General features: G+C 44.5%; 12 protein-coding genes and 1 pseudogene. 1 reads left to right on the top strand and 12 read right to left on the bottom strand.

Annotation, left to right across the window (positions count from 1 at the left end; translation table 11 throughout):
- Positions 1 to 27: 27 nt before the first annotated feature.
- The 11 genes from J2736_RS01245 to J2736_RS01195 all read right to left on the bottom strand — a co-directional run bounded on the left by J2736_RS01245 (position 28) and on the right by J2736_RS01195 (position 13,293).
- Entirely contained in the window at positions 28 to 2,559 is a 2,532-nt protein-coding gene (locus tag J2736_RS01245) for a LuxR C-terminal-related transcriptional regulator (protein ID WP_310222737.1), read from the bottom strand.
- Positions 2,560 to 3,107: 548 nt separating this feature from the next.
- A complete protein-coding gene (locus J2736_RS01240; protein WP_310222736.1) occupies positions 3,108 to 3,665 on the bottom strand; it encodes a TetR/AcrR family transcriptional regulator in 558 nt (185 codons plus the stop codon).
- Positions 3,666 to 3,705: 40 nt separating this feature from the next.
- The gene (locus J2736_RS01235) at positions 3,706 to 4,842 is read right to left on the bottom strand and encodes a cytochrome P450 (protein ID WP_310222734.1); all 1,137 of its coding nucleotides are present in this window, start codon (positions 4,840 to 4,842) and stop codon (positions 3,706 to 3,708) included.
- A gap of 444 nt (positions 4,843 to 5,286) precedes the next feature.
- Positions 5,287 to 5,646: a hypothetical protein gene (locus J2736_RS01230; RefSeq protein WP_310222732.1), complete on the bottom strand. Its 360-nt coding sequence runs from the start codon at positions 5,644 to 5,646 to the stop codon at positions 5,287 to 5,289.
- 59 nt (positions 5,647 to 5,705) lie between these two features.
- A complete protein-coding gene (locus tag J2736_RS01225) occupies positions 5,706 to 6,944 on the bottom strand; it encodes a cation:proton antiporter (protein ID WP_310222730.1) in 1,239 nt (412 codons plus the stop codon).
- 3 nt (positions 6,945 to 6,947) lie between these two features.
- On the bottom strand, positions 6,948 to 7,439 hold the full coding sequence (locus tag J2736_RS01220; protein WP_310222728.1) for a cation:proton antiporter regulatory subunit: 492 nt from the start codon (positions 7,437 to 7,439) through the stop codon (positions 6,948 to 6,950).
- 307 nt (positions 7,440 to 7,746) lie between these two features.
- Positions 7,747 to 8,106, bottom strand: coding sequence for a hypothetical protein (locus J2736_RS01215; RefSeq protein ID WP_310222727.1), 360 nt, complete (start codon positions 8,104 to 8,106; stop codon positions 7,747 to 7,749).
- 843 nt (positions 8,107 to 8,949) lie between these two features.
- On the bottom strand, positions 8,950 to 9,672 hold the full coding sequence (locus J2736_RS01210; protein ID WP_310222725.1) for a 5-oxoprolinase subunit PxpA: 723 nt from the start codon (positions 9,670 to 9,672) through the stop codon (positions 8,950 to 8,952).
- Positions 9,669 to 11,150: an amidase gene (locus J2736_RS01205; RefSeq protein WP_310222723.1), complete on the bottom strand. Its 1,482-nt coding sequence runs from the start codon at positions 11,148 to 11,150 to the stop codon at positions 9,669 to 9,671. Before J2736_RS01205 ends, J2736_RS01210 begins: the two co-directional genes overlap by 4 nt.
- 114 nt (positions 11,151 to 11,264) lie before the next feature.
- Positions 11,265 to 12,545: a cytosine permease gene (locus tag J2736_RS01200; protein ID WP_310222722.1), complete on the bottom strand. Its 1,281-nt coding sequence runs from the start codon at positions 12,543 to 12,545 to the stop codon at positions 11,265 to 11,267.
- Between the two features lie 97 nt (positions 12,546 to 12,642).
- Positions 12,643 to 13,293, bottom strand: coding sequence for a GntR family transcriptional regulator (locus J2736_RS01195; protein ID WP_310222720.1), 651 nt, complete (start codon positions 13,291 to 13,293; stop codon positions 12,643 to 12,645).
- Positions 13,294 to 13,635: 342 nt separating this feature from the next.
- On the opposite strand from J2736_RS01195, the gene J2736_RS01190 reads away from it, so the two are divergent.
- Complete coding sequence (locus J2736_RS01190) at positions 13,636 to 14,148, top strand: restriction endonuclease (RefSeq protein WP_310222719.1); 513 nt, start codon at positions 13,636 to 13,638, stop codon at positions 14,146 to 14,148.
- 112 nt (positions 14,149 to 14,260) lie between these two features.
- Here the strand turns inward: J2736_RS01190 and J2736_RS01185 are convergent.
- Positions 14,261 to 15,841 (bottom strand): annotated as a pseudogene (locus tag J2736_RS01185) (TSCPD domain-containing protein); the annotation flags it as partial.
- Positions 15,842 to 15,860: the final 19 nt, after the last annotated feature.

The raw sequence follows: 15,860 nt of genomic DNA, 5'->3' as shown, positions 1-15,860 counted from the left end.
AACAGAATAGGCATTTTAACCAAGTCTCTATAATTGCTTTGCACGTTCCAGTGCTTGTTTACGATTGTTTACCCCAAGCTTCGTGTAGATGTTTTTAATATGATATTTCACGGTATCTACCGTAATATTCAGACGTTCAGCAATTTCCTTGTTCATCAATCTATCCATAATTAGCAGCAAAATTTTAATTTCCTGCCCTGTAAGTTTTCCTTTCGGTGATTGATCATCCTCTGGTGTATCATTCATAGCACGCAACAGTTGCTTTACATAGTAACCCGAAGAAGAATTACTATCTTCCTGAACCTTTGAATAAGCGTTAAGCATCTCCGCCATTACAGAACCTTCGTCAATAAAACTACGAATATATCCATCTGGCTTAGCCAAATCCAAAGCAGTGCCCAATTGAATGAGCGCAGCCTCCGTTTGACCCGAATGCCATAGCGTCACACTTTGCACAATTAATACTTTTGTGTGATCACGGAGACAGTCTCCCTTGCGTACCAAGAGATATAATCTTTCCAACAGGTACAGAGCTTCTTCTATTCGTTCGGACGCCGCAAGCACTCTAGCCAAAATCAGATGCTCAGCCAAAAGGTTCAATGAAACCTCATCCGTGTGCGCAAGACCGCACCTTTGCGACCAATCAAGCGCAGCTTGGAGTGAGCCTTGCCGCAAAGATAGATAAGCTTGTTCCGTTTCGATTTTCACTACAAAAAAAGCGTAATCGGGTGAATCAATTTTTGACTTCAATTGCACCAATAGTTCGGACGCTCGCTTTGGATTTCCTTTGGCTTGCTCAATCCGCGATGCAGCGATGTCTAATTGGATCATAATTCGTGCAAGAGGCTGATGGTTTATGCGCCCCAATGACTGACCATAGTTAAATTCTGCCTCCTCCAACCGATTCCACTCATACAGCAAATGGATATATGCCAAGTAAAAATATCCAATGAAAGGATAATTCCTTTTATGCTCCCATGCTTTAATCCATTTTAAAATGAAGTCTTCCGCCGCATACAGATCTTTAATTAAAGTTAATTGATCATAATTCCTACTATACCCTTCATACCGGTTTACCCCCATCACCTGAAAATAGCTTCCCTCTGGCATATATCGTTCGGTAAGGACCAAATATTCCGACGCTCGCACAAAGTCATTTTGGATATAAGAGGCCATACCGCAATAGAAATAGATATTACCCATAACCATATTCCAGTCTACATCGGGTAATTTCCCTTGCAGTGCTTCAAACCGAACTTTGGTTTGCTCCATTCTCTGAATAGCGGCTTCCCTCTTACCTCCTAGCAACATTACGGCTATATAAAACATTTCAATCATTGGCTTCTCTGCAAAGGAGCTTTCTGGTAAAACAGTTATCCACCTCATCAACGCATCACTCTTCGATTGCATCAAGGCAGGGGGATTTTTCTCGATCAACCGAATAACATCCAAAAACTGTTGGCCTTCTAAATAATGCTCCACCGCTTCCTCATCAAACCCATGTTTTTCCAACCAATTCGCCGCGCGGATGTGCACTTGATTCCATTTCTCCGAATCCGTTCTGGACCCTAGCTGTCGCAAGAAATCGGAAAGCAAATGGTGATATCGATACCAATTCCGCCCCTCGTCTAAGGGTATAATGAATAAATTTTGCTGCTCCAGTTTCTCCAATTGCTCTTGACTGTTCATTTGTCCCGTTACTGCTTGGCATAAAGAATGGTTCATTCTACTTAAAATGGACGTTTCCAATAAAAAGGACCGCATGGTTTCCGACTGATGCAGGAACACTTCTTCCAACAAGTAATCGGATATATGATGCTGTTGACCCGTAAATTGCTGGATGGACTGCTTTATATTCGTACTGCGTTTCAGAGAGATTGCCGCCAGCTGCAATCCACTGACCCAACCCTCAATTTGATGGAACAGCTCGGTTACTTGCCCTTTCGTTAGCGATAAATCCGTCGTATCTCGAAAAAATACAAACCCCTCTTCCAGTTCAAAGCGTAAATCCTGCATTTGGATATAATGCATTTCACCCTTCGCCAGAAGTCTGGTAGTAGGAATCGGCAAATCGGTACGGCTAGCGATATAAAGATGAATATGAGGAGGTAAATGTTCCAGTAAGTAGCTCAATGATTGGTGAATATCGGGGAGTTCAATGACATGATAATCGTCGAGTATGATTACCAGTTCACCGGTTATATGATTCAATTCATTCAAAAGTTCCTTAATCATAGGCTCTGAAGACTCCGACGGTCCATTCTCAATAAGACACCCACTCGTTTGGCCAAAGCCCGGGATTCTCTCCTGAATGGAGGCCGTTACGCAACTCCAAAATGAAATCCACTCATTATCATGCTTATCTAAAGAGACCCACGCAGCAAGCGCGCTGCATTGTTTCACCCATTCACATAAAGCTGTTGTCTTTCCATAACCAGCCTGCGCGGAAATAAGCATCAGCTTGGTTTCCATCCCCTCATTAAGCTTGCGCATCAGCTTCGGACGGGATACCATAGTATTTCGTATATGGGGGATCTGAAGTTTCGTACTTACAATCACTGTTAATTCCTCCACAAAAAAGGATAAATCGTGTTTTTTCTTTCTCTAGACAAAAAATACCTTCTTCGTATGGTTTCATTGGAGTGACTAGCAACCATGCAAACAAAGAAAGCTGTGTAATCTATGGTACACCATCGTTCTCTGTCTGACCAGTCTCGTTTTTCGTCTGTTTTTACTCTCAGCACTCGCTGTCTTTCAGCTGCTATTCTCGCTTTGTCTTGGAAGGAATTCGCCTTGCAACTAGACTCTGGTTGTGCAAAGAGGTTAGCGACATCTTCGGCAGATAAGTCTCTTGTCCTAATGGACTGAGCCCGCTCCCATCACCCAGTGGACGACTCACCATGCTGCGTTTCTACCAAGGAGCCGTGACCGCATTTTGCAGTGGATGATCTGGCGTCGTTCTCGTTGTAATCAAAGCGTAAGCTGTTCTTCCGACAACCATAACGAAAAAGCCCATACCGGAGTATGGACCTTGGTTAGAATATCTTAAACTCTATTCTTCGAACGCTCGATACCACCCATAAAAGCATTAATGCGTCATTCCATATTCACGTCGGACTTAATACCGCCGTGACCGAGGCGTACAGCAGGCGATCGATTTGCTCGCGTTTCACTTCATTTGAACGACTTAAATAATAGCTGCATAAACCGTTCATCATGGATAGAAAGCCGGCCGCAGCCAGTGGGCCTTCTTCGGGCGGAATACCCGCTTCGACGAGAATATCGGCAATGAATTGAATATACGCGCTCCGTTCTTTCCGTACCGCCAACAGCGCTTCTTCCTCGATACCGTTAGATATTTCGTTAAAGAAAATATGGGCCAACTCGCTGTATTCCAAGTAAAGATCTACGTTTAACCGAATAACCGTCTCAATCTGCTCTCGAAGCGAACGATCCCGGTCAATCTCCGACCTGATCGTTTCTGTGATCTTCTGCAGACCTTCCGTAATGAGTGCCTGGAACATCTGAGCTTTTCCCGGGAAATGATAGTAAAGTGTTCCCTTGGCAACGCCTGCCTCCAACGCGATCTCATCCATGCTGGTCCGATGATAGCCGCTGCGCGAAAACATTCGAGCAGCGGCTTCTATTATTTTATTTCTGCTCAATATTCATTACCTCCATAATCAAATGAAGTGAAGCCTTCATTCATATTTTAATCCTCATTTGCTTAATGCCAAACATCATATCGCTATCCAACCTCTCAATAGGGCCATCATCGAGACGCTGTAAACTTTCCAAACGATCAACTATGACGTTTAGCACCACTTTCGCTTCAAGCCGCGCTAGCATCGCCCCCAAGCAGAAATGAATACCTTGACCAAAAGCTAAATGCGGGTTAGGACTACGTTTGACGTTGAATCGCTCCGGATCGACGAACACCTTTTCATCATGATTTGCCGCTCCAATGTAAGTATAAACCCTTTGTCCCGCTTGCATCCAATGTCCATCCCAAAAGATATCCGCCTTGACTCTGCGCTCAATGACCTGGACGGGAGAACAAAAACGCAGCGTTTCCTCGATCGTTCCTGGAATTAGCGCTCGATCTGTGCGAAGGTCTTTGTAAGTCTCCGGACTGCTTTCCAAGCACAAAATCATCGACGAAATGAGATTGGTCGTCGTTTCGTTCCCCGCAACGAGCAGCAGAATGCACATTCCGATCACTTCCAGCTCGCTAAGTCCATTATCATCCGTCATACAAGACTGCACGAGCGCCGTAATCAAGTCGTTCTTCGGCTGCTTGCGGCGCTCCTCGATTTGGATGCGGAAATAAGCCGTCATTTCTTTCTGGCATTGCAAGTAACGTGAGTAATCGTTTCCGACGAGATCATCTGACCAGCCCTTGAACAGTTCTCGGTCTTCCGAAGGGACGCCTAACAGCTCCGCGATGACAATTACCGGCAACGGACTAGCCAATTCGCTGACCACTTCGAGGCCTCCCGAGGATGCGGCACGATCCAACAATTCCTCCGCGATTTTTCTGATTTGTGGTTCCATGGCCTCTACGACCTTAGCAGAAAATGCTTTCGCGATGAGCGATCTCATTTGCTTGTGTTTGGGAGGATCCTGCCTTAAGATGCTGCTCTCAATCGGTTCGTTCTCGGTGGGATTCGCTTGCATCTGAGATGAAAAATACGCGTAATCAGCAAGGATTTTTTTGACACCGTCATGTGTGTAGATGGACCATGATCCACTAGCAAGATTGAACACGGCTGCTCCCTCAGCTCGTTGTTGTTTGTACCGCTCTAGAGGAAGCAATTTGTATTGGCTCGCCCAACTCATCATAAACAACCCTCCACTTTTGTACTGACTAGTCAGTTTAATTATGAAGGATGATTAATAACGCTGTCAATACTTGGGGAACAAACTTACTTGAATGTAAAAAATATTCCCAATAAGCTTTCGTCTACTGGGACAAGGGAGGGTTACGAGAGTTTTCGCTTGTAAACTTGTACTCTAGTACCGTATATAGTCCCTGATTGTTCAAATAGGTACTTAAACAAACTCAAATCAAGCATTGTAATCGAATTGTCATTTGTTGCGACGATAGTTATTAGTTGATATCACCCTTAATTTAATGATATTTAGACTTTTTTCATGGTTTTTCTTGAAAACTCAATAAAAAAGACGTCCACCCAAGTAGGGTGCACGCAAATCATTTGTCACTACGTTATTTAATAAAAACAGTTGGAAGAGTCAACGAAAAGGAAGGGCCATCTCTTGTAGCCACTAGTCCGAAAACTCGTTGCCGTACTTGGAAACATCCGGAACATCCTTCTGCGAATGCCGTTTCCATTCGCTTCTCGGTGTTCGTGTGACAGACAGCTGCATTACATCAACCTTAGCTTCAGGATCTATCTCGCGGATGATATCCGTCAACGTGAGCTCTTCCAGACGATAGATGAATAGTTGCAGGATGTGCAGCTCTTTGCCACTGTAATCCTTATGGCTCCTTAGCAATTTCACTTCACGCCCCTCTGCTTGAATCGCTTTCATGATAAGCTCGGGTGAGCTGCTTGTAATTCTCATTAAACGCTGCCACGACGAACCTTGGACCAATCTTCCCCAAATCACATGAACAAACCGCATACTCAAAACCTCCTTACAAGTTTTGGTGAGATGTTCTTCTTACGAAACGGCTGCACAACTCAACGTTCATGCGACACTGCTTTCTCTTTTATTTTCTTATTACGCTTTAACTTCATTAACTTGCCTATCCTTTCCATCCCAGTATAAATCAGCTTGGTTTCTTTGGTTAACAACGGACCCAGCACAGCCAAAATCAGAACATATAATGCGGCAAATGGCTGCACAATGGGCAGCAAACCGCCTGCTTTGGCCAAATTAGCCATGATAATGGAGAATTCTCCTCGAGACACGATAGTTAAGCCGATGTTCACGGAAGCCTTTGATGACAACCCAGCTATACGCCCGGCCCACATTCCGGCAATAAAATTACCTATCAAAGTTAGCAACACAGCTGCTAACGACAACCAAACGGCTCCTCCAAGGGAAAAAGGATCAATGTTCAAACCGAAACTGAAAAAGAAAATGGCGCCAAAGAAGTCACGAAACGGAAGAATGAGTTGCTCGATTCGCTTCATATGTTCGGTTTCGGCAAGTACAAGACCTACCAGTAGTGCACCTATCGCTTCTGCCACATGAATGGTTTCCGAAAATCCCGCAATAATAAACAAAATGGAGAAAATCACCAACAAAAACAACTCATTGGATCGAATGTTCAGTGCTTTGTTAAGCAGAGGAACCGCCTTACGACCGACGATAAGCACTAAAAGCATGAAGCCCAGTGCCATGGCGGCAGAAGTCAGGATACCCCCTAGTGACGACGAACCGCTTAGAACCAGTCCGGAGACAACCGAGATATAAATAGCGAGAAACACATCCTCAAACATAATGATTCCTAGAATCATTTCGGTCTCGGGGTTCGCTGTCCGTTTGAGATCAACGAGAACCTTTGCTACGATTGCGCTAGAAGAGATCGTCGTAATGCCTGCAACAACAAGCATTTCCAGAACCGGCAGTCCCGACATGTAGCCGAATAACAACCCTAATGTAAAATTAATTAGGATATAAATCGTACCTCCGACAGCGATGGTCCGTCCGGATTTAATCAATCGGCCAACGGAAAATTCTAATCCAAGGTAGAATAACAAGAATAAGACGCCAATCCGACCAAGAAATTCGATAAATGGGGTACTCTGAATGAATCTCAAATCGATATGCCACCACTCAAATGAATGCGGTCCTACAGCCATACCAACCAATATATAAAACGGGATAACGGAAAAACGAAGCTTAGCTGATAACAAACCGGATAACGCAATAAGTGCAATCGCCACCCCAATCTCAAAGACAATGTAGTTCATTGGTCACTCACTTCCATTCATTAATATTTGTTTAAAAAGTTTCTGCTGCCTCCTCTCACCTGCTACTACTACTGTCGAATCCGCAGAAAGAACTACATCCGGCCCTGGATTAATCTGTTTCGTATGTTTTTTGATAATGGCAATGATAGTTGCCCCCGACTGTTGGCGCACTTGAAGCTCGCCAATCGTTTTGCCTATACAGCGATAATCGAGCTCTACACGGTACCATTCAATAATAAGCTCATCCAGCGCCATTTCTATTGATTCGAGCGCCTTCGGTTTATAGGTCATACCGCCGATGATGCCGGCGACAAGGCGGGCCTCGTCGTCATCAAGCGTAATCATGGAAATACTCTCATCCAGAGAATCATCGTCAAAATGGTAGCACTCTCGTCTTCCATCATCATGGACAACAATGACCAGTTTATCTCCCCCACGAGTGTTAATCTGAAACTTCTTTCCGATCCCCGGAAGATCGCTTTCTCTAATAGTCATTTTTATAGTTCCTCCTGAATGGTAAATTTTAGCCATGACAAATAAGCTACCGTCTAAGTCATTTTTTTAACAGTAACAAACAGACCTTTAGCTACTCGTTTTTTTAACGAAGCTAAACAGCATATGAGGTACACATGTATAGAAACGGCAAATCTTCATCATGTTTTCGTTTTGTGCCCAGCACAAAGAAACGTCGGACATAGCTGAAAAGAGCCATTAACGGTCAAAATTGGTTGAATTGCGTTTTTTAATGGTAACAACAACATTTGGGTATTAGAAATAAACGAACAACTGGAGGGGGACAACACTACACGTAAATCGATGTAAACTTGAGAGGGGATAAAATCATCCGGGTTAACCGGCGGGCAATCAGAGGATGAAACAATAGATGCGATATAATCCGTGTGTAACGAGTAGCCAACAATAGACCTTGTAAAATAGCGGCCAAGGCTGCAATATGCGTCAATAAGCGAAGCATTTCGGATGAGGAAATTTGTTTACGAACTGTCGTGTGGTTCGAATAAAACTCTATCCCCTGTTGTACCGTTGTCCGAGCGGATTCATTAAGACCAGATTCCGCTACGGGAGTCGGCGTGGCGAAAATCATAAAGATAGCAATAAATACGACAGTAAAATATCGATTAGAAAAGCAAACGTGAGATATCATTCGATTTCACCTCCTTTTACGTCGTATTACTGGAATTATAGCATAATTCGGCCATTTTTTCAATTATTTCAACTCAGAAAGGATGAGATTATATCGATTCATATCAATAATGTATGGGGTTTATTTTCCTATGCATAGTCAACGCTTGCCCATTTCCCCGATGACAAATGTTATTGAGCTGGAAATATTCCTTTAGATGAGCATTTACACGCGTGTACTTGAGCGTTTCATACTTAGGATCGAAATGAGCGTAACTTTTGGAATCAACAAGCAAGTGTCCTTTAATACCAAAACACATTTTAGCCTTCTGAGTTCTTTTTACTGCTTATTCAATTAATCATCCAACAATTAATCATCCAACTACTGACAAAATTATTAATAAAAAAAATTGTGAGTTGTAACTTGTTTTGTCGTTTTTTAAGTATTATTTCTGATGTTATTGCATTTAATTTTTGGCACTTTTTGTATTATAATTTGTCGTTTAATATAGAGTTTGTAAGATGAAATGTCGTAAAACAATCGAAGAACACAAAAAAATCACGATACCCAATTGGCGCTCGTGATTTTCTTATCAACATTGATCTTTATATGCTTCCTTTATAACTAATAACGATTTGAGTTTAAGTAAGTTCCCCAATCGTATAGGACTCCATTTTTAGTCGTGATGTTCAGAACTGTTATTGAATATTTCTTTTAAAACCAATTCATTATTTTCAAGGTCTGAAGTAAACCTTGTGTTCTCTTCTTTAGAATTGTGATCCTCCGGTATATCAGGAACGGGGTTAACGTGCATCCATTTCCTAAACCAATTCACGGAAAAAGCCTCCTAAAGAAACATCATTGTCATTCTTGAGGATCCACCACATGCAATAGCTGGTCGCGAATCGCTTTCATGATAGCTGGAGCTCCGACGGTGTCACTGTGTACACAGATCGTCCCGATACCTGCATAGGCACGATCCTCTAGCATCTTAGCCACGCGCGATGCGATTTCCACAGGCGAACCAATCTCATTGAGCGTCCATCCGAACATCTTCACCTTGCCATCCGTGTAGGGTCGATCGGCGAAATATTCATGAATGACCCGAATGCCGAGGCGCGCTGCACTCATCGAAGTATTGCAACCTGGCAGGGTAAATACGCTCAGCGAAGGGTTAAAGACGTAAACGGCCTCAGCGAATGCTTTGGAAAGCGCCAGATCGTCTGATGCCATCATATAGAGGGCTCCGTGAAGCTTTACGTGTGTCATAGACATTTTTTCCGCACGAAGGAATGCATCGAGCGCCCCTAGCTGATACAACGTAAGATCATACACTTCATTTGGCGACATTTGAATATACCTGCGACCAAAGCCTTCACGATCTGGCAGTCCGATGTGTGCACCTACTCGAACACCATACTTTTTAGCGAGTACCACCGTCTCCCGCATGATACGAGGATCCCCACCATGAAAGCCGCACGCAATGTTGGCAGAAGTAATCAGTGCCATCATCTCTTCGTCGGCCCCATACCGATAGACGCCAAAGCTTTCCCCCATGTCACAATTTAGATCTATTGCACTACTCACAGCCCTGGTTCTCTCCTTGGAGAAGCATGTTGTTCGTAATCGTAAGCGAACCGCAAGAGATCCGCTTCTGCAAACGGCTTACCTACTAATTCAAAGCCTACGGGGAGATGACCGGCGAAGCCTGAGGGAATTGACATAGCCGGAAGGCCAGATTGTGAAGCTATGACCGTATTCGTTGGGAACTTTAGACAACTCCACTTCTGAGCGTACAACTCCTCGCGCTTCGGAGGCAGTACTTGAACAGTCGGATAGAGCAGAAAGTCTACTTCATTGTCCAGCATCAAGTGAACGACGACGCGACGGAATTCCTCTTGACGTACCCGGTAGCGGTAATAGTTCTCGTCACTCTCCGGCTCATCGGGACCGGCGATAATATCGTGGAACAAGTCGTTCATGGGATGAAACGCTTTAGCATCGTATATTTCCTTGAAGCTCTTGAGTGGGACGCTTGGACGCTTCTGCAAGAAGTTGTTTATGTCTTTTTTCGACTGCAAGGTGTATAGCGATGTTTCGGTAATCCATCGATCCATATTAAGGATTTCGAGCTCTTCCACGACCTCGACGCCTTGCTCCTTTAACCAGGCAACAGTCGAACGAATCTGGTCGTTCACAGGAGCACAGTCCGTATCACTGTCTGGTCCAAATGCACTGGAGAGGACGCCTACTCGGTACTTCTTCATGCTTGCGCCTTCGAGCATGGCCTCGTACTGCCCCGCATGCGCGGTTTGAGCAGTAGCAGCCGTAAACACATCGTTCCGATCAAAGCCGACGAGGACGTCCATCAACTTCGCAGAGTCTTGAACCGTACGCGTAATCGGACCCGCCGTGTCTTGGAAATGCACAAGCGGGGAAAACCCGTTCCGACTAATCAAACCGGTCGTGACGCGAAGGCCGAACAAGTTATTGAAGGAAGATGGTAACCGAATCGAGCCACCCGTATCTTCACCGACGCCGATCAAACCGAAATTAGCGGCGATACCGGCGCTCGTACCCGCGCTTGAGCCCCCGGATTCCCGTGCCAGATCGTACGGGTTTTTCGTGTGATCTGTCATGGACGAAAAGGAGAACCACCCTGCAGCAAAATCACACATACTCGTCTTCGCGAGGATTATCGCCCCGGCTTGGCGGAGTCGCTTGATAAGCGATGCGTCTTGTTCTGGTACGTAATCCGCGAACGCTATAGAGCCGAATGTTGTGCGAATACCAGCCGTCTCGGCTTGGTCTTTCACTAACACAGGTACCCCGTGCAGTGGACCTTTGAACTCGCCCGTTTCGGCAAAATAAGCATCTAGCGCATTCGCTTCTTCCATCGCAGAGGGATTGACAGTTACAATCGCTTGTATGCTAGGGCCCTGATTATTATAAGACTCAATTCTATCTAGATACCATCCTACTAAATCTGCTCCGGTAACTGTCTTCGCTTTCAAAGCTTCGTGGAACGACTCCACGGTAGCTTCCATATATGTAAAAGTACTCATATAATCAACTCCTTCTTCTGTCTGAGCAAGTATGTTACAATGTCAACAATGAATCTCTTTGTCTTGGTCGTAGAGACGCGTTGGCAGACGCTTCTCTCGTTGCTAGTTCTGTTATTATTTTGATGCTACCGTTCTGGGAGCAACGACGGATGACTTTTTAGAAATCATCCAATAAGTAATAGCGGATATGATTATCCCACAAATCGCAGTGGATACACTAGGGAACTGATAGTTGGCGAAAAGAGCAGCAGTTGAACCAATTCCCCAAGCAAGGAAGGGTTGGTAGCGAATATTGCCGTCGATTGCAGTCGACGTCTTACGAGTTACTAATTGGTCCATGATGATAATCGTACCGATCGGCGGCACGATCACGCCAAGGAGATTCAGCCAGTTTACGAAATAGCTCCAAATGCCAAGCGCTGCAACCAGAATTCCAATAATGCCGAGTATGATTGTCATTGTGCGCATCTTCGTCCCAGTAATGTGCGACCAACCGACGGCTCCATTGTACAAGCAGTGTGAGCAGACCGTACCTAGATTAACGAACAGAAACAGCACCGCAATCCAAGTTAAAATGCCTCCTTTTACAACGATGACACCGAATACATCACCCGAGCCGCTTAATGTTGCTGCCGCGATAACGCCTCCGACGATCATTGCAATCAAATTTGAAATGGGAAATGCAGCAAAGGTCGCGATTACAGCGTGATTGCGATTTTTCGCCCATCGAGTAAAATCAGACGTCATCGTTCCCGAGTCGGCGAACAATGCGAATACAAGCGTGACACCGACCCAGAAAGCCAATGGGGAATCAGGATTACCAGCATAGCTCATAACTGCATGGCCGTTCCCAACAGCCTCTATTGCCGAGTACACTCCTAATACAAGAAATAAAGGTACTGATATTATTCCTATAATAGATAATGCCTTGATACCTAACAGAGTCAGCAGTAAATATAAAATGCCCGCTATCACCACGATTAGCACTTGATTCACACCAAATGCACTGCCCATGCTAACGCCGGTTAATCCCGTCTGCACAGCAAACCACCCTATGACGAGTGTAGATAAAAGTGCGGAAGAAACCATGTACCCTTTTCGTCCGAACGTCTTTGAAGCTTGTAAGGAGAAATTATACCCGTCCTTTGCCCCAAGTATGCTTAGAAGCCCAACATAAGCAAATAGCAACCCATTACCAAGAACCATTGCAAGTATGCCTCGCAAGAAGCCCAACCCATGCACGAGCGTAGCCCCTGTAACAGCACCAGTAATAATCATTGGAAATCCTACCCACACGGACATAACCGATAACAAGGACTTTCGTTTATCCGCTGGAACGGCTGAATGTTCGTACTCGCTCTCAAAGAGCTCATTATCAACTGATGCTTGACTCATCTGAATACACCTCCGTTAATTTTCAATTCCATTTTTTCCTTCCCGCCTTAATCACACAACACTTCATGGCATGGCATTCACCTCTTTACTTAGTTTACTATTTATTGGATAGAGCCTTTGAAACCACGTCACATGTATAATTCAGGTGGTCGGCTATTTTCTCTAGAAGCAAGGGGAGGTTACGCTGCTGAATCAAATCCAAAATCTCGCGGTGCTGAATATGCGCTTCTTGAAAATCGTCCACCGATGACGAATAGATTGTCATGTAAGGTTCCACCTTATCCCACACATTTTTGATTAGCTCGAGCACATGCGAGGATTTGGAACATTCGTAAAATCGTAAGTGAAAGAGTTTATTCAACTTCCTCCATTCTGTAACGTCCATGTTCGGGTTGGCCATCGATTCTAAAATATCTTCCAAAGCCCCAAAGTCATCATGTGTTACCTGTTCAAGAGACCACTCCGCGGCAAGCATCTCAAGGTGCTTGCGAATGGTGAACATTTGCTTCACTTCCTCAACTGACAGTTCGTTAACGGTAACACTGCGCCTTTCGAAAGTAATAAAACCTTCCGCCTGCAACATGCGCAGCGCTTCTCGCACTGGCATCGTGCTAACACCAAACAACTCTGCAATCGTACGGATCGAAATTTTCTTCCCGGGCGGAATCACCCCAAGGGTTATCCGCTCTCTCAAGCGGTCATACACTTCGTTATTCACCGATAGTACTTTAATGATGTCACTACTCATTCTTCCGCCTCCAAGATATGTGATTTGTGATATGTGATCACACTTAATTAATAATATTATGACAAAGCAAAGGAGATTCGTCAACACTTTTTACTAGAAGACTCCCTTGTACTCATAATTCTTTATGTTGCTGAACAATGATTCCTGTAAAAGAAGTGAAGAGCTGCTATGAGGCAGCCCTTCGAATGTTTTAACGATTGTTCTGCATTAGCTCAGATCCCAATATAAATCATTTAATATTCACGCGATTCAAACATGGTTGGTGCTAGCTCATCAATCAACATTGATCGAGAATAAGTAGTAAAAAGGCGAGAACAATTTCGAAAACATACGAATGACCAAATGTATAAAACAATTGCAATGGGTCTGTATTATCGCTTTAAAAAAGAAGACAAGAAAGAAGTCGAATTAAGCAACCAGACCTTAACTAGCAACTTTATAAAGAACAGTCCTTACGAATTTGAATACTTTGTAGCCGATATTCTAGAAGGAATATATGGAGGAACCACATATGTCACAGAAAGTTCGGGTGATTATGGGGTAGACATCGAACATCAACGGAGTAAAGGTCTCTTTCTTGTTCAAGTAAAATGCTATAAAGAGGATGTATCGTTTGACCCAATAGCTATTATCCATTCTCAAATTGTCAAACAGAATGCTAGTGGTGGTATTGTACTCACAACAAGTGGGTTTACTTCAAACGCACAAAAGTATGCAAAAGAAGTCGATGTAGAATTGATTGATGGGCTTCAACTTGTTCATTTTTGGTCGCTCTATTTGCAAAAACAAGCACATGAACTTGGCCATCCTAGCAATGATACAAATGACAATAATCGTGATTTGAAACCGGCGTGAATTTCAAATAAAAATGCTAACTAGTTAAAGAAACAAATTGAAACATACAACAAACTATAAATAAAAAAATAACAAAAAAAAAAAATCCAGGGCCCCCGCCCTGGATTTTCCATCAATTACATCTGCTATATCCGCAGTTGACGCAATTCTTACACCCTTCGCTGTTCACCAGCGAAGCGGAACCGCATGACGTGCACAGGTCCATCGCTGCGACATTCGTCGCGCTCGGAGCCGAGTGCCCGTTCGCAGCCGCCGCCACAGGCGCGGCCCCAACAACTTCACTCGTCGCGGTCACATAGTTCCGCGCGTCGTCAGGCTCGCTCATCACTTCGTCGTGCTGTTCGAGCGCTTTGGCAACCGCGTCTGCGATCGATTCCACGCGGTTATTCCCGAAACCAATGGCGCCGGAGCCGCCAATGCCTTTCAAGTGCTTCACGAGCAGCTTCACTTTGTCACCGTGATCACCATAACGCAAGAACAAGGAGCACACGCGGCCGAGTGCTTCGGACATCGCGAACACGTCAGATCCCGCTTTTCCAACGTTAAGGAAAATCTCACTCGGTGTTCCGTTCATATCATTTATCGTGATATATGCCATACCGAATGGTGTATTCACTTTGTAAGTAGCGCCACGCAGAATTTGCGGACGGCGCTTGTATTGTTTGTCGAAGCTTTGCTCCGTCTTCGCATCTACATTCACTGCGAGCTTGCCAGAAATAGCAGCAAAGCTTTCTTTCTCCACAACAGCTTCCGCCGCGACAGCTACTGGCGCTACTTCAGGCTGCACTTCTTTAGCTTCTGCCTTCACTTCTTCCTTCTTATCAGAACTTGTACTCAACACCTGAACATCACGACTGCCATCGCGATAGATCGTCACGCCTTTACAGCCCAGATCAAACGCTAATTCATAGAGGCGTTTGGTTTCTTCAACCGTGAAGTCTGCTGGACAGTTAGCCGTTTTGGAAATCGAGCTATCCACCCAGGTCTGAATAGCAGCTTGTGCACGAATATGATCCTCAGCGGACAAGCTCATCGAGGTAACAAAGTAGTCCGGCAGATCCTGATCAGGGTTGGCGTCCTTCCAGTTCTGCGCAATCGGCACATACTGTTTATCGAAACCTAGGCGGCTTTGACGATAGTATTCGAAGGCGAAATATGGCTCAATCCCTGTCGATGTACCGACCATTGTACCCGTACTCCCAGTAGGAGCTTGTGTAATGACGGTTACATTACGCATACCTTGCTGACGAATGGAAGCGCCAACTTCTGGATAGACCTCCGTCATTTTGCGCATAAAGCCACTTTCCATAAATTTATCTTCGATAAAGGCTTGGAAGGATCCCTTCTCGCCTGCAATCTCAGAGGAAGCCAGGTAGGCTTCTCTCGCCATGAATCCATAAATCTTGTCTAAGAACACGAGTGATTCTGGACTTCCATAACGTATTTTCAAAAGAATCATAAGCTCTGCCAGACCCATCGTACCCAGTCCTACACGACGCTCATTTTGTTGATTTGCTCGATTTTCTTCAAAATGATACGGCGTTTTATCAATCACGTTATCTAGGAAACGCGTTGAGTAACGCACGACAGTAGCAAGTTCTTCCCAATCTACATCATGTTTCTCCGCATCATAGAACTTCGACAGATTGATAGCTGATAAATTACAAACACCCCATGCAGGTAAGCCTTGTTCCAATTTTGTTATCCTATCG

Source organism: Paenibacillus qinlingensis, assembly GCF_031455095.1.
Taxonomy (GTDB): Bacteria; Bacillota; Bacilli; order Paenibacillales; family NBRC-103111; genus Paenibacillus_E; species Paenibacillus_E qinlingensis_A.
Note: the sequence above shows the minus strand (reverse complement) of the source record. Positions and strands in the feature narration are given on the sequence as shown.

Excerpts from the sequence above, each read along its gene's own strand:
- J2736_RS01205 (WP_310222723.1), bottom strand. The coding sequence starts at position 11,150 with ATGAGTACTTTTACATATATGGAAGCTACCGTGGAGTCGTTCCACGAA.
- J2736_RS01230 (WP_310222732.1), bottom strand. The coding sequence starts at position 5,646 with ATGCGGTTTGTTCATGTGATTTGGGGAAGATTGGTCCAAGGTTCGTCG.
- J2736_RS01225 (WP_310222730.1), bottom strand. The coding sequence starts at position 6,944 with ATGAACTACATTGTCTTTGAGATTGGGGTGGCGATTGCACTTATTGCG.
- J2736_RS01190 (WP_310222719.1), top strand. The coding sequence starts at position 13,636 with ATGTATAAAACAATTGCAATGGGTCTGTATTATCGCTTTAAAAAAGAA.
- J2736_RS01220 (WP_310222728.1), bottom strand. The coding sequence starts at position 7,439 with ATGACTATTAGAGAAAGCGATCTTCCGGGGATCGGAAAGAAGTTTCAG.
- J2736_RS01195 (WP_310222720.1), bottom strand. The coding sequence starts at position 13,293 with ATGAGTAGTGACATCATTAAAGTACTATCGGTGAATAACGAAGTGTAT.
- J2736_RS01200 (WP_310222722.1), bottom strand. The coding sequence starts at position 12,545 with ATGAGTCAAGCATCAGTTGATAATGAGCTCTTTGAGAGCGAGTACGAA.
- J2736_RS01235 (WP_310222734.1), bottom strand. The coding sequence starts at position 4,842 with ATGATGAGTTGGGCGAGCCAATACAAATTGCTTCCTCTAGAGCGGTAC.
- J2736_RS01215 (WP_310222727.1), bottom strand. The coding sequence starts at position 8,106 with ATGATATCTCACGTTTGCTTTTCTAATCGATATTTTACTGTCGTATTT.